The sequence below is a fragment of the Tannerella forsythia 92A2 genome, assembly GCF_000238215.1.
GTDB lineage: Bacteria > Bacteroidota > Bacteroidia > Bacteroidales > Tannerellaceae > Tannerella > Tannerella forsythia.
Genome location: NC_016610.1, coordinates 2,965,104 through 2,985,047, shown reverse-complemented (window position 1 = coordinate 2,985,047; position 19,944 = coordinate 2,965,104). Strand labels below are relative to the sequence as shown.

Here is a 19,944-nt window from a genome sequence, read left to right as displayed (position 1 = left end):
ATTTTGTCCGGGATTAAGTCGTGCAATATACAATTATTCGTACTTTTGCAGTTTCAAAATCCGGCATGAGACAAAAGACGAAAAGGAACACGCTTACGTATGATTGAACGAACATATATTCTGGACAATGTAGATCCGGTTGCATTTTACGGCGTGAACAATGTCAATATGCAATTACTTAAGACACTGTATCCCAAACTTCGGATTGTGGCTCGAGGAAACATCATGAAAATTATTGGCGACGAAGGCGAACTGGATACGTTTCTTCGCAAAATCAAAGAAATCGAAAAGTATTGTGAAGAATACAATACGCTTTCGGAAGAAATATTAACCGATATCATCAAAGGGAATGAGGTGGCTTCGGCCAAACAGGAACATTTGATTATTCACGGTGTCAATGGCAGAGCGATTGTCGCACGTTCGGCCAATCAGCAATTGCTGGCCAAAAGTTTTGAAGAAAACGATCTGACGTTTGCGATCGGGCCCGCAGGATCCGGAAAAACATTTGTCGCCATTGCCTTGGCTGTAAAAGCGCTGAAGAGCAAACAAGTGAGAAGGATCATCCTGAGTCGTCCGGCAGTTGAAGCCGGTGAGAAATTAGGTTTTTTGCCCGGCGAAATGAAAGATAAACTCGACCCGTACCTCCAGCCGCTCTACGACGCGTTGCAGGAAATGATCCCTCCGACGAAGCTCCGGGAGTACATGGATCACAACGTCATTCAGATAGCGCCGCTGGCTTTTATGCGAGGACGTACACTGAATGATGCGGTCATTCTCCTCGATGAGGCGCAAAATACGACAAGACATCAGATTAAAATGTTTCTCACCCGTCTCGGTCTGAATGCCAAGATGATCGTTACGGGCGATGTCACCCAGATCGATCTTCCTCCACAAACCGCTTCGGGACTTGTACATGCCATGCAGGTGCTTCATAAAGTGCACGGGGTTGGGAGGGTAGAGTTCGAGAAAGGAGATATTGTACGCCATAAACTCGTGCAACGTATTGTCGAGGCGTACGAGAAAAACGACAAACCACCCGAAACGCAAGAATCAGCAATCCAACTAAATAAATAACTTCTTTATATACAGATCATATGAAAGCATTAGTCAAAACAGAATTTCAATTTTCCGGACAAAAAAGCGTGTATCACGGTAAAGTTCGCGATGTATATAACATTCATGACGAAACACTCGTCATGGTCGTAACCGATCGCATCTCGGCATTTGATGTCATACTGCCCGAAGGCGTTCCTTACAAAGGTCAGATTCTGAATCAGATTGCTTCTAAATTTCTGGATGAAACGAAAGATATCTGCCCGAATTGGAAATTGGCTACACCTGATCCGATGGTTACTGTCGGCATACAATGTAAAGGTTTCCCGGTCGAAATGATTGTACGCGGTTATCTTTGTGGCAGCGCATGGCGCGCTTATAAGAACGGGGTGCGTGAGATTTGCGGCGTGAAAATTCCCGACGGAATGCGGGAAAACCAAAAGTTTCCCCAACCGATTATCACCCCGACGACAAAGGCCGAGATGGGAATGCATGACGAAGATATTTCGGAAGAAGATATTATCAAGAAAGGACTAATGTCACGCTCCGACTATGCCACGCTTCAGAAATATACGCTCGCACTTTTTGAACGCGGTACGCAAATGGCTGCCGAACGCGGATTGATCCTTGTCGATACGAAATACGAATTTGGGACTTATGAAGGCGATATCTATTTGATTGATGAAATCCATACGCCCGATTCGTCGCGTTATTTCTACTCCGAAGGGTATGAAGAGCATTTTGCCAAGGGAGAGCCGCAACGCCAGCTATCGAAAGAGTTTGTACGCGAATGGCTGATGGAAAACGGATTCCAAGGTAAAGAAGGACAGCCGGTGCCCGAGATGACGTCGGATATCGTCGAAAGCATATCGAATCGTTACATCGAGCTGTACGAACAAATCACCGGCGAAACGTTTGTGAAGGCTTTGACGGATGATCTCCCCGGACGGATTGAAAAGAATGTAACAGACTTTCTGAAAAAGAAATAAACTCCTATGTCTGTCGAGGTAGAACGGGTGTTGCCGTATGCAGGCGACGAAGACAAAGGAACACAAGTTCGGCGAATGTTTGACTCCATTGCCGGACGGTACGATATGCTCAATCGCATGCTCTCGCTTGGGATGGACCGGTTGTGGCGCAGAAAGATGGTCGATTCGCTTCGTCCATCCTCGCCGCAACGCATTCTGGATGTCGCATCAGGCACGGGCGATTTGGCTCTGCTGATGTGCCGCCGACTGCAGCCGCAACAGATCATTGCGGCTGACCTCTCCGAAGAGATGATGGCCGTCGGACGGCGGAAAGCTACCAAAGCAGGCTATGCTTCCCGCATCTCTTTCGAACATCAGGACTGCATGACGTTGACTTATTCGGACCATTCGTTCGATGCCATAACCGTCGCTTTTGGGGTGCGTAACTTTGCCGATCTCGAACGCGGCCTGTCGGAGATGGAGCGAGTGCTCCGCCCCGACGGACAACTAAGGATACTGGAGTTATCGACTCCGGAATATTTCCCGATGAAACAACTCTACGCACTCTATTCGAGAACAATTATTCCTCTGGTGGGAAGCTGGTTCAGTCTCGAGAAATCAGCTTATCGTTACTTGCCGGCCTCGATCCGAAAGATGCCGCAGGGACGTGAGATGGTACGACTGCTCGAACGACAGGGGTTTGATGTGCAGGTAAGGACATTCACCGGAGGAACTTGTTCTCTTTATTCGGCGACGAAGCACGGACATTCAAATACGATCGGCAAATGAAGAAATACGGCTTAATCGGATATCCGCTGGGACATTCTTTCTCACGGAACTTCTTTAACCAGAAGTTTCAATCGGAAAATATCGATGCGGAATACGTTAATTTTGAGATTAAAGATATTAGAGAACTGAAAGACGTCCTACATGATCATCCCGATTTGTGCGGGTTGAATGTGACCTTACCTTATAAAACGGCAGTCATTCCGCTGCTCGACGACCTCACGGAAAATGCCCGCAACATCGGTGCAGTCAATGTCATCAAATTCAAACGCGGGCATTTTGGAAAACTCAAACTGATCGGACACAATTCCGATATCACCGGATTCAAACAATCGATCGATCCGTTACTGCACGAGTTGCACACGAAAGCGCTTATCCTCGGAACGGGCGGAGCATCGAAAGCCGTCTTTCATGGCCTCAAACAGTTGGGAGTAGGAGCGACGTATGTCTCACGAACCAAACAGAATACCGGATTCACTTACGATGAGCTTACCCCCGCCATCATGGAACAGTATAAAGTAATCGTCAATACCACTCCGCTGGGTATGTATCCCAAGGTCGATGAGTGTCCGAGTATTCCGTATGATTGGATAACTCCTGATCACCTGCTTTATGATTTGCTCTATAACCCTGATGAAACGTTGTTTATGCGTAAGGGGAAAGAACGCGGAGCCGTTGTCAAAAACGGTCTTGAGATGCTTCTTTTGCAAGCGTTCGCGGCATGGGATATTTGGAACGGATAAACAGATAAAAAACAGAAGAAATAACACCATAACGAAAAAAATGAAACAAAATATTTGTAGTATTGCGGTAAGCTTGCTGCTGCTTGGCAGTATTCCTCAAGCAGGGGCAGAATCGCTCGACCCTGCAGAATACGTGAACCCGTTGATGGGATCGCAGTCGGTGCACGAATTGTCTACGGGCAATACGTATCCGGCCATCGCCCGCCCGTGGGGCATGAACTTCTGGACTCCACAGACGGGAAAGATGGGAGACGGATGGACGTATGTCTATACGGCTCACAAGATACGGGGATTCAAACAGACCCATCAGCCCAGCCCGTGGATCAACGATTACGGACAATTTTCGATCATGCCTGTGACAGGAGCGCCTGAATTTGATGAAAACAAACGTGCCAGCTGGTTCTCTCATAAGGCGGAAGTAGCAAAACCGTACTATTATAAAGTGTATCTGGCCGAACATGATGTGGTGGCGGAAATAACGACCACTGAACGAGCAGCCATGTTTCGTTTTACGTTTCCGGAGAACGAACATTCTTATATCGTCGTCGATGCTTTTGATAAAGGATCGTCTGTGCGGGTGATTCCGGAAGAGAACAAGATCGTTGGTTATACGACGAAGAACAGCGGAGGCGTACCGGAGAATTTTAGAAATTATTTTGTGATTGTCTTCGATAAACCGTTTACATACCGTGCTACGTTTACCGATCAAACGCTACATACGGACAAACTGGAGCAGACGGCCGGACATACGGGCGCCGTGATTGGCTTCCGGACGGAAAAAGGTGAGATTGTCCATGCACGTGTCGCTTCGTCGTTTATCAGTCCGGAACAGGCGGAACAAAATCTAAAAGAACTGGATGTAGATCGTTTCGATGCGATAGTTGCACAGGGAAAAACCGAATGGAACAAGGTGCTTGGTCGTATCCGTGTAGAAGGAGGAAGTCTTGACCAGTATCGCACGTTCTATTCATGCCTGTATCGTTCGCTGCTTTTCCCACGAAAATTTTACGAAGTGGATGCCGAGGGAAAGATCGTGCACTACAGCCCGTATAACGGGAAAGTACTGCCCGGATTTATGTACACCGACACGGGTTTTTGGGATACTTTCCGCTGCCTGTTCCCATTCCTGAACCTGATGTTTCCGGAGCAGAACAAAGAAATGCAGGAAGGACTGATTAATACCTATAAGGAGAGCGGCTTTTTCCCCGAATGGGCAAGCCCGGGACATCGCGACTGTATGATCGGAAACAACTCGGCATCGGTACTCGTAGATGCGTATATGAAAGGAATAAAGGTCGAGGATGTGGAGACACTGTATCAGGGATTAATTCATGGAACGGAACATGTGCATCCGAAAGTATTTTCGACAGGCCGTCTCGGACACGAATACTACAACCGGCTGGGCTATGTTCCGTACGATGTAAAGATCAGGGAGAATACGGCTCGTACACTCGAATATGCGTATAACGACTGGTGCATCTACACACTGGCGAAAGCGTTGAAACGTCCGAAGAAAGAAATCGCACAGTATGCCCGACGGGCGATGAACTACCGGAATGTGTTCGACAGGGAAACGAACCTGATGCGTGGACGTAATGAAAACGGTACGTTTATGTCGCCTTTTTTACCGCTCAAATGGGGCGATGCTTTTACGGAAGGGAACAGTTGGCATTATACGTGGTCGGTCTTCCACGATCCGCAAGGGCTAATCGATTTGATGGGTGGACGTCAGGCGTTCGTGACGATGCTCGACTCGGTATTTACCGTTCCGCCACTGTTCGACGAAAGCTATTATGGCGCGGTGATCCACGAAATACGCGAAATGCAGATCATGAATATGGGAAATTACGCGCATGGTAATCAGCCCATCCAACACATGATTTATCTCTACAACTACGCCGGTGAGCCTTGGAAAGCCCAATATTGGCTGCGCCGCGTGATGGAGCAGCTTTATTTGCCGACTCCCGACGGATATTGCGGCGACGAAGATAACGGGCAAACATCGGCATGGTATGTCTTTTCAGCATTAGGCTTCTATCCCGTGTGCCCGGGAACAGACGAATATGTGTTGGGAGCTCCGCTGTTCAAAAAAGCCACACTGACATTCGAGGACGGCAAGCAGATGGTTATCAACGCACCGGAGAATAACGCCCACAATGTTTACGTGGAATCGTTACATCTGAACGGACAACCGTACATCAAAAACTATGTGAAGCATAAGGATTTGCTGTCCGGCGGTACGCTCGACTTCCGTATGTCCGATCACCCGAACCTTAACCGAGGAACAAAGCCTTCGGACTTTCCATACTCGTTTTCGGTATCGGAAAAGAAGTGGGAGTGAGGCGGGGCAGAATGGCCCGACATGTGTCAACCACAGAATGTCGGAGGGGGAGTTTTCCTTCATTGGCATGAAGATGGTGTGTACCTCTCTGCCGACGACGGACGCACGTGGCACGGCTTCCGTGAGCTTTATCTTGACCCGCGACGCGATGCGGCCGATTTCGGTACGGCTTTCGGTATCGATAAGAGCGTTCACCAGAGCCAGTTCGTCGAAACGGAGCCCGGTCGCGTGCTGGTCTCGCTCGGACAGTCGGCGCATCACCGTGTGATGCTGATCTTCGATGTCGACTGGCTCATGGCGCGAAGCCGCTTCTGTAACTTCTCCGACAGCCTTCGTCAATGGTCGGTCTTCAGTTATTATAAGGGAAATCGTCGAGCATTGCGGATACAACCGTACGCCAGGGTGCGCACTCGTCGACGGGCGGTTGCAGGTGCGTTGCCTTTTCAACGATTCGCTGCTTACTTCCCTCCGTGGTGCAGTCTGGAATTTCCCCGCCTTTCGTAAGGGACGATTTACCGTTTCCCTCCGTTTCAACGACCTTGCCACAAAAGGACATCTTTTGCTCAACGACCGGTGGTTCAACCCCACGGACAGCGTAGCTCGTTATTATGCGCCGTTTGATGTTCCGTTAAGCCATAAAATGCTTAATATCAGCGACAACAAGCCGTACCTTATCCGTATCGACTGGAACCTCGATACGAAGCATCCTGCGGCCGAGGTCTATGTCGATAACCGAAAGCGTTTGACTGTACCGCTCCGAAACGAGTCGCAGCACGGACTGTCATACGTCCATTTCCTGAGCGATACCCGCATTGACGATCAAGGCTATGAAATCGAGTGGGTAAAAGCGGAAGTCGGACGGTAATCTTTTGGTAAGGAAGATTATTTTTTCGTAAAAACAGACGAAATATTCGATTCTTTCGTTTTCTTTGTAGGGAAATAATCATGTTATGGAGAATAATTATTGCGTAATTATGGGAGGCGGTATCGGAAGCCGCTTTTGGCCTTTCAGCCGGGAGAATAAACCAAAACAGTTTCTGGATTTTTTTGGTGTCGGACGATCGTTGCTGCAAATGACCGTTGACCGTTTTGCCAAAATCGTTCCGATGAAGAATATCTATGTTGTCACGAATGAGCGATATGCCGACTTGGTCAAAGAACAGTTGCCCCAGCTGCTTGACGAGCAGATATTGCTTGAGCCTGTACGGCGCAATACGGCACCCTGCATTGCGTATGCCGCCTATCATATCAAGGCTTGTAATCCCAAAGCCAATATTGTTGTTGCTCCGTCCGATCATTTAATCCTCAAGGAAGAAGAATTTCTTGCAGCCATCCAAAAAGGGTTCGACTTCGTAAGCCGGCACAGTGCCTTGGTCACGTTAGGTATCAGACCGAGTCGTCCGGAAACAGGCTACGGCTACATCCAAAGCAGTGAAACGATGATCGGAGACTTTACGAAGGTCAAGACATTTACTGAAAAGCCGAATCTGGAACTGGCCAAAGTCTTTATGGAAAGTGGCGAATTTTTTTGGAACTCAGGGCTGTTTCTTTGGAATGTCGACACGATCTTAAACGCCATACGCAGCCATCTTCCTGATATATCCGCACGTTTTGACATGGGAATGGGAATCTTCAACACTCCTTCCGAAGACGCATTTATCAAAGAACATTTTGCATACTGTCCGAGCATATCGATTGATTACGGGATCATGGAGAAGGCCGATAACGTTTATATGCTTTGTGTCGATTTCGGATGGGCGGATCTGGGTACGTGGGGATCGATCTTTGATATTGCTCCGCGTGACGAAGCCGATAACGCTGTGCTGAAAACAAGAGCCTTGCTTTACGAATCCGAAGGCAATATCATTGCATTGGAAAATACGGATCGGTTAGCCGTCATTCAAGGACTGCAGGAGTATATTGTGGCCGAGTCGGGTAATGTATTGCTGATTTGCAAGAAAGGAGAAGAGCAACGAATCAAGCAATACATGGCCGATGCACAAATTAAATACGGCCAAGAATTTAGTTGAATAACTACGCATGGAAGCAAGAGGGGGCAAAATCGATACGATCTATAATCTTCCGTCTACGATCTCGCGCGGCAAAACGCTTTTGACGTCATAGACGACGGCATTCGTTTTTAGCAGTCCGGAAATATCGGGCGCACCGAAAACTTTATGTGCAACGGCAAGGATCACGGCGTCGTACTTCCCTGCCGGCTGCTCGGTGATGACGTCGACGCCGTACACTTCCCGAACGTCGGATGGGTCTACCCACGGATCGTATATCGTGATACGGCTCGTATATTCCTGTAGCGTATGATAGATATCCATGACCTTTGTGTTACGTGTATCCGGACAATTTTCTTTGAAAGCGAACCCCATGATTAAAATTTTAGCATCCTTCACAAGAATCCCTTTTTTATTCATATACATAACAGTTTGGTTTGCAATGTAGGCACCCATACCGTCATTGAGCCGTCGTGCGGTGGTCATGATACGGGGCAGCACACCGTAGACCTGCGCTTTTTGGATAAGATAATAAGGATCGACGCTGATGCAGTGCCCTCCGACGAGTCCGGGATGCATTCGTATGAAGTTCCATTTTGTCGAGGCTGCCTCGATCACATCGTTCGTATCGATACCCATCGCATTAAATATCTTGGCCAGCTCATTCATGAATGCGATGTTGACATCGCGCTGGGCGTTTTCGATGATCTTGGAAGCTTCGGCCACGCGGATCGAAGGTGCTTTATGCGTTCCTTCCGTCAATACGGAGCGATATACGGTGTCGATTTGCTCGGCTGCCTCCGGCGTAGATCCGGAAGTCACCTTTTGAATAGTTTCTACCGTATGTCCTTTATCTCCCGGGTTGATTCGCTCGGGCGAATATCCGGCAAAGAAATCAATGTTGAGCTTCATTCCCGAAACCTGTTCTACGACAGGAAGACATTCTTCTTCTGTCACACCGGGATAGACGGTCGACTCATATACGACGATATCTCCTTTTCCGATGACTTTTCCTACCGTCGTGCTGGCGTCAATCAACGCTTTCAGGTTCGGACGGTTGTATACATCGATCGGAGTAGGGACGGCGACGATATAAAAGTTATAGTCGCGGAGGTCTTCGGGGTTCGTCGTACATCGGAAACCGTTCTTCAAGGCTGCCTGCAACAATTCGTCGGACACTTCGAGCGTATCGTCGTGTCCCGACATGATTTTTTCGACCCGCACGGGGTTTACATCGAAACCGATGGTCGGATATTGGGTAGAGAAAAGGCGTGCCAAAGGCAACCCGACATATCCCATTCCGATGACGCAGATTTTTGTTGATTTCATGGAACAAAGGTAATCACATCTTTCCGAATCTTCAAAATCGAAGTTTTTTGTTGCAATAGTACTTTTTTTCTTTCCCCACCGAAATAGCGGGCGGATACGTTGTTTTCCGTCCAAGACATTTGGTTACATCCTTCCAAACATTTACCTTTGGGCATTGTTTTTTGATGTTTTTAGCGAAAATGAAATACATAGATCGAATGATGATTGTGGTTTGGGGGGTGATTCTTGCCTGTCATCTGTCTGCGCAAAAGAATGGCCGGACGGAGGTTTTCTCGAACCGGGTGAAAAGCCTTCAAGTGAAGGTAGCCGGAGAACAGATTTCAGAACCTTATATCGAACTCAATAGCGACCACCGGCTTGAGATCAGTTTCGATGTGTTGAACCATACGCAGGGACAATATGCTTATTCGATCATCCATTGCGATGCAGACTGGAACCCTTCGATGCTGACCCCGATCGAATATATGGACGGCTTTCAGGGCATGACCATCAACGATTATTCTCCATCGTTCAATACGACCGTATCTTACATGAACTATCGCCTTTACCTGCCCAATGACAACATCCGTTTTAAGGTATCGGGCAATTATCTGTTGTACGTTTATGAAGAAGAAAGACCGGACCGAATCGTTTGTTCGGTACGATTCGGTGTTTATGAACCGCTCATCGGCATCGACGCCACGGCTAGCGGTAACACCGATATATCCTTTAACAAAGAGCATCAGCAGATCAACTTTCAGATCGATCGAAAGGGGGTAACGGTGAACTTTCCGGAGAAAGAGCTGAAAATCTATGTTTATCAGAATAATCGGGACGATAATGTGGCAAGGAATGTGCAGCCGCAGATAATTACAGGCAACCGGCTGACGTATGAACATCTTCGTGAGCTGATTTTTGAAGGTGGCAACGAATACCGTCGTTTCGAATTCTTGACACATCGTTACAACGGACTGAATATCGACGGTATCGGGTTTTACAATCCCTATTATCATGCCGACCTGATGATTGACCGAAGCCGAATGCACACTGGTTACCGTTATGATCAGGATCAGGACGGGCGCTTCTTTGTCCGTTGCAGTGACTGTAACAACCCTGACACGGAAGCCGATTATTATATTGTTCATTTTACGTATGCTTCCGAACCGTTGCTCGAAGGCGATGTTTATCTGTTGGGGGACTTTGTGCAAAATCAGTTCAATGAGACGAGCCGGATGGAATATAACCCCCAGACACGGCAGTATGAAAAAGCGCTAATGTTGAAGCAGGGATATTATAATTATCAGTATGTATTGCTCCCTCATGGGGAAACAAAGGCACAGACATTGCCGACAGAGGGCGATTATTACCAGACCGAAAACGAATATACGATTCTCGTCTATCATCGTCCGATGGGGATGCGTTATGACCGGCTGATCGGTAAACTGACCCTTCGCAACACGCATTTTGTTTTATAAATTAACATCATGGAAGAAAACAAACAAACAACGAAAAAGAAAAATCCTGTAAAATGGATGATCCTGTCCGTTCTTTTACTGCTGATGGGTTATGGGATGTACCGTTTGGTCATGTTTTATTATGCCCCGCATCGTTCAACTCAGCAGATTTACCTCGTACCCGGAGATGCGGTATTTATTCTTCATTCCAATAATCCGGTCAGTGACTGGAAGCGATTCAGTACGAGTGAACCTTGGCAATGTCTCAGGCGCAGTCCCGCGTTTGCCGATGTCGCACGGGATGCGAGTAAGCTTGATTCCGCCCTGCAGGCTAACGAGCGACTTCTCGCGTTAGCAGGGAAAAGAGATTTGATGATTTCGGTACATCGCATGCGCCATGAGAAGCTCGGCTTTCTATATATCCTTGACTTGCAGAAGGTCTCAGAGGTAAAGGCCTTAAAAGAACAGATCGACAAGCTCTACGCATGGATGAATTACGGAGTGACGTATCGGAAATACAAGGACACGGAGATTATTGAACTGCGTGATCCCAAGACACGCGACATGCTTTATACGGCTTTTGTAGATAATCATTACATCGCGTCTTCGACGGCTGGACTCATTGAAGCTTCCATCTCGGAACGTAACGACCCGGTCATCGGATTAGACCCGCTTTTTATGGAAGCCGATCAATCGACCGATGATGACGGGGTATGCCGTATCTTCGTGCAGCACGCCACCTTGCCTCGCTTGCTTGACCTGTATATGGGCAAGCGAAAGGGCTATCTGCCGGCTATCGGCGCTTCGATGGCCTATACCGGACTAAGCCTGCAAGCCGATAAGGAAAAATTTGCATTGAAAGGATATACTTTTCTGAAAGATACGGTCAGCCCTTATATAGCGACTCTCCTGCATTCGGAAGGCCGGGAAATGACCGCTCATAAGATACTGTCGGATCGTACGGCTTTTTACACCAGCATCTGCGTTGACAATCCGGTATCGTTCGTCGAAGAGATGGAGGGGATGCTGGCCAACAATGAGCCGTCGCTTTATGCGACTTATAAAGAATCATACGAGCGCATTGAAAACATGCTTGATCTATCGTTGCGCGATGATTTCCTGAGCTGGATGGCCGGCGAGTTTGCGGTCATTGAACTTGAACCGGGACTGTTGGGGCATGACACGGAGATGCTACTTGCTGTTCGTGCCGAAGAGCTTGGACGGGCACAGGAAAAGATGGAATATATCGAGAAGCAGGTGAAGAAGAACACGCCAGTTCATATCCGAAAGGCCAATTATAAAGGATATGAGATCAATTATGTCGAACTGAAAGGTTTCTTTGCTCTCTTTTTCGGAAAAATGTTTGAGAAGTTCGAAAAACCTTATTATACATATGTGAACGATTTTGTGGTCTTTAGCAACAAACCGGCGACATTGCTCTCCTTCATCGAAGACTATGAGCAGGAACGTACGTTGCGTAACGACAACGGTTTCAAGCAGGTGCTTGCGCAAATCGATAGCCGCTCTACGTACTTCGTTTATACGAACAGCATCAAATTTTTCCCGCTTATGGAGCCCCTCTTGAACCAGAAGACGTGGGAAGGCTGGTCGGCTAATCGTGAGATTGTCTACTCGTTTCCTTACTCTGCTTTGCAGATCGTTGGTGATCGACAGAAGGTCGCTTTGCGGATGGTTATGAATTATCATCCTTATCATCCGCCGGTCATGCCGGAAGAAGCGTTGTACGAAGAGAATGATACCGAGATATCGGAAAAGGCTGTCATTGACGAGTTGAATCGTTTCTATGCCGAGAAATTTCAAGGAAATATTTATCGCGAGTTTTATTCTGGAGGTGCGCTGAAGAGCGAGTGTGAGATACGCAACGGTCGGCGTAACGGCAAATATCACGAATATTTTGAGAATGGCAGCTTGAAAATACGCGGCCGGTACGATAAGGATCATCCGACGGGTACATGGAAATATTATACGGAAGACGGTGCGCTGGAGAAGAAAGTTCGACTGTAAGGAATGCCTTCCTCTTCATTCCTTCGTATGCGCTACCGAACAGCCCTCTTGAAATGTGCTGATATGATGGTTGGGGACAGTTAGAGAAGGAATTCTTCAGGAACGTTTTTGGGTCGTTTTTCCAGAAAAGAAACTGCGCCGGTCGATATCTATTTTTCCACTTGTCAAGATAATCAAGTATTCATCGACGGCCGATAGCAGGGCGGTTGTAAACGCCGTTTTCAGGATGATTTCGTTCACTTTGCTTTCGCATACGATGAACAGCATGGTGGCGAAGACAAGCACTACGGTCAGTTTGTTCCCGAGTGTATGAATGGAAAGGAACCGTCCGAAGCGGTATCGGGCGGTGCAGAGCGAGAGGATTCTGACAGTTAGGATAGCTGCCAGCTCCCAGATGTGATCGGATACGACCGACCGGTATTTCATGTAAAAGACGATCCCTGCCGTGCTGAAGAATATCCAGTCGCCGAGCGAATCGAGCCGTGCACCGGAAGCACTTCGGCAATGATAGCGCCGGGCAATGAATCCGTCGGCCATGTCAGTCAGTCCGATAAGCAGGATCAAGGCAGCCAGAGCAGGTGGCCGGTCAGCCATAGCGAGCATGATCGGCGAAAGGATGATGCGCGATATCGATAAGATGTTCGGAATCTTTTTCAGTCCTTTATTCATCATTTGTCTATCTAAGGTGGGCGTTTGGCTCTGCCCGCATTCGCATGCAAATTTAGATAAAATCTCCGAGATTTTATCTAAATTTGCCGCTTCTAAAAAAGCGATTGAATATGCGATCAGTTTGTGTGTATTGTGCGTCCAGTTCGCGGATCGACACGGGATATACCGAGGCTGCCGAAGCTTTGGGAACATTGCTTGGCGAAGGCCGCTGGCGGGTGATTAACGGAGCCGGAAGCTTCGGGCTGATGCGGGTCATTTCTGATGCGACGTTGAAGGCGGGAGGAACGGTCGTCGGGGTCATTCCGCACTTTATGGTAGAGAACGGCTGGTGTCATTCGGGGCTGACAGAGTTGATTCGTGTTGAAACGATGCACGAGCGCAAGCAGCGGATGGCCGATATGTCTGATGCGGTGATTGCTTTGCCGGGAGGTTGCGGTACACTGGAAGAGTTGATGGAAATCATCACATGGAGACAGTTGGGACTGTATCATCATCCGGTGGTGATTCTTAACACGAACCATTATTACGATCCTTTGTTGGAGATGCTGAACCGTGCCGAAGACGAACAATTTATGCGTTTGCAGAGACGCATGCTATGGCAAGTGGCTGAAACGCCGGAAGAAGCTATGCGGATGATTGAAACCTGAGAGAAGGATTTTAGTTTCTTAATCCGTATGAGGTGCTTCGACCGCCGTCGCCGTGTTTGTGAAGAATTTTTTTATCGATCAGGTCTTGAATGTCTCTAAGGGCAGTATCGGGGGAACAAAGATTGATATTCGCCCAGATGGACGAGGTGAGTTTGTCGTCCATCCCTTCCCACAAAAGGTTGATCATCTTTACCTGACGATCATTTAAACGTACTAATCGATATTTCTCCCAGAATTTTGATTTCTCCAAGATACGTGTAATTGATCTTTCGGCTTCGTTCAGTGCTGCATCCAGACAATGAAGAAACCACATGAGCCATTCGGTAATATCCAGATTTTGGTGGCAAACGGTATGTAATATCTGCCGGTATGTTTCTTTCTGCTTGCAAAACTGATCCGACAGGCAGAAGAAACGTTGCGGAAAGTTATCGGCTCGTGTGAGAAAGAGATGCGATATGGTCCGTGCGATTTGCCCGTTGGTTGTTGCAAATGGATGAAGAAGCCAGAAGTAAACATGTGCTAATGCCGCTTTGATGACCGGATCGGTCGGGTGCTTTGTATTCACCCATTTGACAAATCGTTTCATCTCATTTGAAATCGGCGACGTATCCTGCATGGGGAAATAATGACGCGACCCGGAAGAAGTTGCCGCTGTAACAGTGTCCGTATGACATGGCGTTTCGCGAGGGAAAGCGCTTAAGGCATCCCTCCAGCGGAGAATACGTTCTTCTGTGACAGGCTCGAGATAGTTCAGTACGGCATCGGTCGATACGCTGACTATTCGGTCGACAGTAAGATCGATCTCGGGCTGCGGCTTTTTTTCCAGCTTAAGCTGATGAATCACAGATAAACGCACCTTGTTGGCATCAAGTGTTTGGCCGTCAAGTTCAGCCGAGCAGACGATTTCGTTGGAGATTGCATTCAACAGTGCATTTTTTTTCAGATCGATTCCCAGCAAACTCGTCTTGCCGACAAGTCGTCCCTGCCGATTACGTACCTCCCCCAATATGGACATTACTTCTTGGTAGTTCCATGTCAGGTAGGGCCATCCTTTTTCTTGCCATATAGCTGTTTTATGCATATTCTCCGTAAGATTTGCGGCAAAAATAAGGAACTTTTCCGAGATTAACGCATGAATATCGGACTAAAAACGTAAAATTTTGTTAACTGTTTCTCGTTTCATTGTACGCAAATGATTTACATCATTGAAAAAAAGAGTGTGAAAGTGGTTTCATCTGTCTGAAATTTAGAAAAATAGACAGAGTATCATCCTGTGTTGATAATGGCATCGGAGTTTTCGCCGAATCCCTGTCGTGTTAGGACGTTCTTTCCCCCTTGCGACCGATTTTTTATTTTGGCAAAAAATCTTACCTTTGCGGCAATTTTTTAAAAACATGCATAATATAAGATGAGTAATCGATTTGCCGAATACAACACGTTCGATTTGTCAGACATTAACAAAAAAATACTGCAAAGATGGCAGGAAGGGAATATCTTCCACCAAAGTCTGAATATCCGCAAGGATGCCCCTTCTTTCGTTTTTTACGAAGGACCTCCTTCGGCTAACGGTATGCCTGGCATTCATCACGTCATAGCCCGTTCGATCAAAGATATTTTTTGCCGTTACAAAACGATGAAAGGATATCGTGTCGACCGTAAAGCCGGATGGGATACGCATGGCCTGCCCGTAGAACTTGGCGTAGAAAAAGAACTCGGTGTTACGAAAGAAGATATCGGTAAAAAAATATCGGTGTCCGATTACAATATGGCTTGTCGCAAAAACGTGATGAAGTTCACGAAAGAATGGGAGGATTTGACACAGAAGATGGGCTATTGGGTCGATATGGACCATCCGTATATCACCTACGACAATCGATATATTGAAACGCTCTGGTTTCTTCTCAAAGAATTGCACCGGAAAGGACTTTTGTATAAAGGATACACGATTCAACCTTATTCACCTGCCGCAGGGACGGGGCTTAGCTCGCACGAGTTGAACCAGCCCGGTTGCTACCGCGATGTGAAGGATACGACGGTGACGGCACAGTTTCGAGCTAAAATGCCTGCCGAAACGGAAAATGATTTTTGGAAACAGGTATGTAAGGGAGCAACGGACGAGGTCTGCTTCCTTGCGTGGACGACAACTCCCTGGACTTTGTCGTCGAATACGGCGTTGTGTGTCGGTGAAGACATCGATTACGCCGCTGTTCGCTCTTTTAACCCGTATTCCGGGACGCCGAGCATCTATATTCTGGCAAAAGCTTGTATGGATGCTTACTTTAATCCGAAAGCGGCCGAATTGTCACTCGGCGAATACAAACCGGGTGACAAGCTGATTCCGTTCGAGGTACTTGCTACATGCAAAGGTAAAGATCTGATCGGTATCGGATACGAACAGCTGATGCCGTGGTTCAATCCCGGAGAAGGCGCGTTCCGTGTCATCTCCGGCGACTATGTGACAACCGACGACGGTACGGGTATCGTGCATATCGCACCGACTTTCGGTGCCGATGACGCCCGGGTAGCCAAAAATTTCGGTGTCCCGCCTTTACAGCTTGTTGATAAAGCGGGTAACTTGCGTCCGGCTGTCGATCTGAAAGGCCGTTTCTACTGTCTCGAAGACCTCGACAACGATTATGTGAAGAAGAACGTCAACGTTTCACTATATAAAGAATATGCCGGTCGTTATGTAAAGAACGATTACGACCCGCAACTTAATGGAAACGACGAGACACTCGATATCGACTTGTGCGTCATGCTTAAACAGCAGGGACTGGCGTTCAAGATCGAAAAGCATATGCACAATTATCCGCATTGCTGGCGTACCGATAAACCGGTACTTTATTATCCGTTAGACAGCTGGTTTATCCGTACTACGGCTTGCCGCGATCGGATGATCGAACTCAACGAAACCATCAACTGGAAGCCGCAAAGCACCGGAACGGGACGCTTCGGGAAATGGCTCGAAAACCTTCAGGACTGGAACCTGAGCCGAAGTCGTTATTGGGGTACACCGCTCCCGATCTGGCGTACCGACGATGGGGCGGAAGAACTCTGTATCGGATCGGTCGAAGAGCTGTATCACGAAATCGAAAAATCCGTTGCCGCTGGTTTTATGAAGAGCAATCCGTATAAGGATAACGGCTTTAAACCGGTCGAATATACATCGGAAAATTACGACCGAATTGACTTGCATCGTCCGTATGTCGATGAAATCACGCTGGTTTCTCCCCAGGGAAAACCGATGAAACGCGAGATCGACCTGATCGATGTATGGTTCGACTCCGGTGCGATGCCCTACGCGCAGATTCATTATCCGTTCGAACATAAAGACGCATTCGACCGACGCGATGTTTATCCTGCCGATTTCATTGCCGAAGGGGTAGACCAGACGCGCGGATGGTTCTTTACGCTCCATGCCATCGCCACGATGATCTTCGACAGTGTGGCGTTTAAGAATGTGGTATCTAACGGATTAGTTCTCGACAAGAACGGAAATAAAATGTCCAAACGCCTCGGTAATGCCGTTGATCCGTTTGAGACGATCGAAAAATACGGTTCCGACCCGTTGCGTTGGTACATGATTACGAATGCGTCGCCATGGGATAATCTCAAATTCGATGTTGAAGGCATTGAGGAAGTGCGTCGCAAATTTTTCGGTACATTATATAATACATACTCGTTCTTCGCATTGTATGCCAATGTAGACGGTTTTACCTACAGCGAACCGGACGTTCCCATGACCGAACGTCCCGAGATAGACCGCTGGATATTGTCGTTGCTCAACTCGCTCGTCAAAGAGGTGGATGAGTTTTATGAAACATACGAACCGACCCGTGCCGGACGCGCGATCTCGGATTTTGTCAATGATCACTTAAGCAATTGGTATGTTCGTTTGAACCGTCGCCGTTTCTGGGGCGGGGGGATGACACAGGATAAGCTCTCGGCTTATCAGACGCTCTATATCTGCCTCGAAACGGTCAGCAAACTCATGGCGCCGATCTCTCCGTTCTATGCCGATCGACTGTTTACCGATCTGATTACTGTAACCGGACGCGACAAGGCGGAGTCCGTGCATCTGAGCGACTTCCCCAAATGCAACGAGGCGATGATCGACAAAACGCTCGAAGAACAGATGCAGATCGCGCAGAACATCTCGTCGATGGTGCTCGCGCTGCGTCGCAAAGTGAATATCAAGGTGCGTCAACCGTTGCAAACCATCATGGTGCCGGTGACCGACATCCGGCAGAAGGAACATATCGAGGCGGTAAAAAACTTAATCTTAAGCGAAGTCAACGTAAAAGAACTCAACTTTGCGGATAATTCGGCCGGCATATTAGTGAAAAAGATTAAGCCCGACTTTAAGAAATTGGGACCGCGTTACGGAAAGGTTATGAAACAATTGGCCGCTGCCATTCAGGCCATGACGCAAGAAGATATTGCTTCGCTCGAACAAAACGGTTCGTTTGCTTTCAATCTTGACGGCTTGGAAGGGGTTATTGTATCGGACGATGTGGAGATTATCTCGGAGGATATTCCCGGCTGGCTTGTGGCCAACGAAGGACGCCTGACAATCGCGCTCGATATCACCGTCACGGATGAGCTACGCAAGGAAGGATTGGCACGCGAATTGGTGAACCGTATTCAAAACCTGCGTAAAAGCAGCGGACTGGAGATCACGGACAAGATACGTATCGCCATGGTACCGGCGCCGGAGATGAACGGAACGATCTATGATTATGCCGATTATATTCAAAAGCAAGTGCTTGCCGAATCGATCGAAATGAAGGAAAATCTGCCGGATGCGACTGAGCTCGATCTGGATGACTTTAAATTATACGTAAACATCGAAAAAGTTTGAACGGACAAGAGTGTCATATAAAAAGAATATCGTATTTTTGAAAACAAAATAAAAGGAGGACTGAATTATGGCTGAGAAGACAAGATACTCGGATGCGGAGCTGGAAGAATTTCGCGCCATTATCATGGAGAAGCTCGATAAGGCAAAGAAAGATTACGACTTGTTGAGATCGGGGATTACGAATGCCGACGGCAACGACGTTTCCGACACTTCACCGACATTCAAAGTAATGGAAGAAGGGGCGGCTACGTTGTCGAAAGAAGAGGCCGGCCGTCTGGCACAACGCCAGATGAAATTTATTCAGAGCTTGCAGGCGGCGCTTATTCGTATCGAGAACAAGACCTACGGGGTATGCCGTGAAACAGGTAAATTAATCGCAAAAGAACGTTTGCGTGCGGTACCTCATGCCACACTGAGCATCGAGGCCAAACAGAGCAGAGTAAAATAAACGGCGCGTCTTGATGAAAGGAAAAAAAGCGTGGGGAGCAGCAACCGTTATCTTGCTACTTCTCTTTCTTGATCAGGCTTCGAAAATATGGGTGAAAACCCATATGCAACTGCACGAAAGCCTTGAGATTTTCTCATGGTTTCAGCTATACTTCACTGAAAACCCCGGCATGGCCTTCGGAATGGAGTTTTTAAACAAGCTTGTGTTATCCGTCTTTCGTATCGCGGCGGTGGTTGCCATCGCTTACTATTTGATCCGCCTCGTACGACGTAACTATTCGTTCGGCTTCATCGCATGCGTTGCATTAGTCTTTGCCGGAGCACTCGGAAACATCATCGACAGCGTATTCTATGGTGTCATCTTCGACCACAGCTACGGACAGATAGCTACGTTTATGCCCGCCGGCGGAGGATATGCCTCCCTGTTGCACGGTAAAGTAGTGGACATGCTATATTTTCCACTTATCCGAACGACTCTTCCGGACTGGTTGCCGATATGGGGCGGAGAAGAGTTTATATTCTTTCGTCCTATCTTTAATCTGGCCGACTCGTCTATTTGTGTCGGAGGAGCGCTGTTATTGCTGTTCTATCACCGCACCCTTTCCAAAAGCCTTTCGAGGAAGTAGGTTCGAT

17 protein-coding genes are annotated in these 19,944 nt (G+C 47.7%); 14 read left to right on the top strand and 3 right to left on the bottom strand.

Features of this window, described 5'->3' with window-relative positions; genetic code table 11:
* Nucleotides 1-99: 99 nt before the first annotated feature.
* From BFO_RS12175 to BFO_RS12145, 8 genes are all read left to right on the top strand, one after another.
* The gene (locus BFO_RS12175) at nt 100-1,074 is read left to right on the top strand and encodes a PhoH family protein (protein WP_014226062.1); all 975 of its coding nucleotides are present in this window, start codon (nt 100-102) and stop codon (nt 1,072-1,074) included.
* A 20-nt stretch (nt 1,075-1,094) separates the two neighbouring features.
* Entirely contained in the window at nt 1,095-2,042 is a 948-nt protein-coding gene (locus BFO_RS12170) for a phosphoribosylaminoimidazolesuccinocarboxamide synthase (protein WP_014226061.1), read from the top strand.
* Between the two features lie 6 nt (nt 2,043-2,048).
* Nucleotides 2,049-2,810: a bifunctional demethylmenaquinone methyltransferase/2-methoxy-6-polyprenyl-1,4-benzoquinol methylase UbiE gene (ubiE, locus tag BFO_RS12165; protein WP_014226060.1), complete on the top strand. Its 762-nt coding sequence runs from the start codon at nt 2,049-2,051 to the stop codon at nt 2,808-2,810.
* Nucleotides 2,807-3,550, top strand: a complete 744-nt coding sequence (locus tag BFO_RS12160) for a shikimate dehydrogenase family protein (RefSeq protein ID WP_014226059.1) — start codon at nt 2,807-2,809, stop codon at nt 3,548-3,550. The genes ubiE and BFO_RS12160 overlap by 4 nt, the downstream gene beginning before the upstream one ends.
* 40 nt (nt 3,551-3,590) lie before the next feature.
* A complete protein-coding gene (locus BFO_RS12155; protein ID WP_041590930.1) occupies nt 3,591-5,891 on the top strand; it encodes a GH92 family glycosyl hydrolase in 2,301 nt (766 codons plus the stop codon).
* Between the two features lie 21 nt (nt 5,892-5,912).
* Nucleotides 5,913-6,395, top strand: a complete 483-nt coding sequence (locus tag BFO_RS14595; RefSeq protein ID WP_140230638.1) for a hypothetical protein — start codon at nt 5,913-5,915, stop codon at nt 6,393-6,395.
* Nucleotides 6,322-6,756: a hypothetical protein gene (locus tag BFO_RS14590; RefSeq protein ID WP_140230637.1), complete on the top strand. Its 435-nt coding sequence runs from the start codon at nt 6,322-6,324 to the stop codon at nt 6,754-6,756. Before BFO_RS14595 ends, BFO_RS14590 begins: the two co-directional genes overlap by 74 nt.
* A gap of 85 nt (nt 6,757-6,841) precedes the next feature.
* Nucleotides 6,842-7,921: a mannose-1-phosphate guanylyltransferase gene (locus tag BFO_RS12145; RefSeq protein WP_014226057.1), complete on the top strand. Its 1,080-nt coding sequence runs from the start codon at nt 6,842-6,844 to the stop codon at nt 7,919-7,921.
* 42 nt (nt 7,922-7,963) lie between these two features.
* On the opposite strand, the gene BFO_RS12140 is transcribed toward BFO_RS12145, so the two are convergent.
* Nucleotides 7,964-9,229 carry a nucleotide sugar dehydrogenase gene (locus BFO_RS12140; protein ID WP_014226056.1) on the bottom strand — a complete coding sequence of 422 codons (1,266 nt, stop codon included), beginning with the start codon at nt 9,227-9,229 and terminating at the stop codon, nt 7,964-7,966.
* 197 nt (nt 9,230-9,426) lie between these two features.
* Between BFO_RS12140 and BFO_RS12135 the strand changes: the two genes are divergently transcribed.
* A complete protein-coding gene (locus tag BFO_RS12135; protein WP_014226054.1) occupies nt 9,427-10,683 on the top strand; it encodes a type IX secretion system plug protein in 1,257 nt (418 codons plus the stop codon).
* 9 nt (nt 10,684-10,692) lie between these two features.
* Nucleotides 10,693-12,687, top strand: coding sequence for a DUF3352 domain-containing protein (locus BFO_RS12130; protein WP_041590929.1), 1,995 nt, complete (start codon nt 10,693-10,695; stop codon nt 12,685-12,687).
* Nucleotides 12,688-12,783: 96 nt separating this feature from the next.
* On the opposite strand, the gene BFO_RS12125 is transcribed toward BFO_RS12130, so the two are convergent.
* Entirely contained in the window at nt 12,784-13,359 is a 576-nt protein-coding gene (locus tag BFO_RS12125; RefSeq protein ID WP_041590928.1) for a CDP-alcohol phosphatidyltransferase family protein, read from the bottom strand.
* A 107-nt stretch (nt 13,360-13,466) separates the two neighbouring features.
* Between BFO_RS12125 and BFO_RS12120 the strand changes: the two genes are divergently transcribed.
* On the top strand, nt 13,467-14,003 hold the full coding sequence (locus BFO_RS12120) for an LOG family protein (protein ID WP_014226051.1): 537 nt from the start codon (nt 13,467-13,469) through the stop codon (nt 14,001-14,003).
* A gap of 10 nt (nt 14,004-14,013) precedes the next feature.
* Here the strand turns inward: BFO_RS12120 and BFO_RS12115 are convergent, their stop codons facing one another.
* Nucleotides 14,014-15,018: a Fic family protein gene (locus BFO_RS12115; RefSeq protein ID WP_236684444.1), complete on the bottom strand. Its 1,005-nt coding sequence runs from the start codon at nt 15,016-15,018 to the stop codon at nt 14,014-14,016.
* A gap of 393 nt (nt 15,019-15,411) precedes the next feature.
* On the opposite strand from BFO_RS12115, the gene ileS reads away from it, so the two are divergent.
* The 3 genes from ileS (at nt 15,412) to BFO_RS12100 (ending at nt 19,937) form a co-directional block, all read left to right on the top strand.
* Nucleotides 15,412-18,864 (top strand): isoleucine--tRNA ligase, encoded by a 3,453-nt coding sequence (gene ileS / locus BFO_RS12110; RefSeq protein ID WP_014226049.1) that lies wholly within the window; start codon nt 15,412-15,414, stop codon nt 18,862-18,864.
* A 67-nt stretch (nt 18,865-18,931) separates the two neighbouring features.
* A complete protein-coding gene (locus BFO_RS12105) occupies nt 18,932-19,312 on the top strand; it encodes a TraR/DksA family transcriptional regulator (RefSeq protein ID WP_014226048.1) in 381 nt (126 codons plus the stop codon).
* A gap of 13 nt (nt 19,313-19,325) precedes the next feature.
* Nucleotides 19,326-19,937, top strand: a complete 612-nt coding sequence (locus tag BFO_RS12100) for a lipoprotein signal peptidase (RefSeq protein WP_014226047.1) — start codon at nt 19,326-19,328, stop codon at nt 19,935-19,937.
* Nucleotides 19,938-19,944 lie beyond the last annotated feature (7 nt).

Coding starts and splice junctions, on each gene's coding strand:
- BFO_RS12175 (WP_014226062.1), top strand. CDS start 100: ATGATTGAACGAACATATATTCTGGACAATGTAGATCCGGTTGCATTT.
- BFO_RS12170 (WP_014226061.1), top strand. CDS start 1,095: ATGAAAGCATTAGTCAAAACAGAATTTCAATTTTCCGGACAAAAAAGC.
- ubiE (WP_014226060.1), top strand. CDS start 2,049: ATGTCTGTCGAGGTAGAACGGGTGTTGCCGTATGCAGGCGACGAAGAC.
- BFO_RS12160 (WP_014226059.1), top strand. CDS start 2,807: ATGAAGAAATACGGCTTAATCGGATATCCGCTGGGACATTCTTTCTCA.
- BFO_RS12155 (WP_041590930.1), top strand. CDS start 3,591: ATGAAACAAAATATTTGTAGTATTGCGGTAAGCTTGCTGCTGCTTGGC.
- BFO_RS14595 (WP_140230638.1), top strand. CDS start 5,913: ATGTGTCAACCACAGAATGTCGGAGGGGGAGTTTTCCTTCATTGGCAT.
- BFO_RS12145 (WP_014226057.1), top strand. CDS start 6,842: ATGGAGAATAATTATTGCGTAATTATGGGAGGCGGTATCGGAAGCCGC.
- BFO_RS12140 (WP_014226056.1), bottom strand. CDS start 9,229: ATGAAATCAACAAAAATCTGCGTCATCGGAATGGGATATGTCGGGTTG.
- BFO_RS12135 (WP_014226054.1), top strand. CDS start 9,427: ATGATGATTGTGGTTTGGGGGGTGATTCTTGCCTGTCATCTGTCTGCG.
- BFO_RS12130 (WP_041590929.1), top strand. CDS start 10,693: ATGGAAGAAAACAAACAAACAACGAAAAAGAAAAATCCTGTAAAATGG.
- BFO_RS12125 (WP_041590928.1), bottom strand. CDS start 13,359: ATGATGAATAAAGGACTGAAAAAGATTCCGAACATCTTATCGATATCG.
- BFO_RS12120 (WP_014226051.1), top strand. CDS start 13,467: ATGCGATCAGTTTGTGTGTATTGTGCGTCCAGTTCGCGGATCGACACG.
- BFO_RS12115 (WP_236684444.1), bottom strand. CDS start 15,018: ATGTCCATATTGGGGGAGGTACGTAATCGGCAGGGACGACTTGTCGGC.
- ileS (WP_014226049.1), top strand. CDS start 15,412: ATGAGTAATCGATTTGCCGAATACAACACGTTCGATTTGTCAGACATT.
- BFO_RS12105 (WP_014226048.1), top strand. CDS start 18,932: ATGGCTGAGAAGACAAGATACTCGGATGCGGAGCTGGAAGAATTTCGC.
- BFO_RS12100 (WP_014226047.1), top strand. CDS start 19,326: ATGAAAGGAAAAAAAGCGTGGGGAGCAGCAACCGTTATCTTGCTACTT.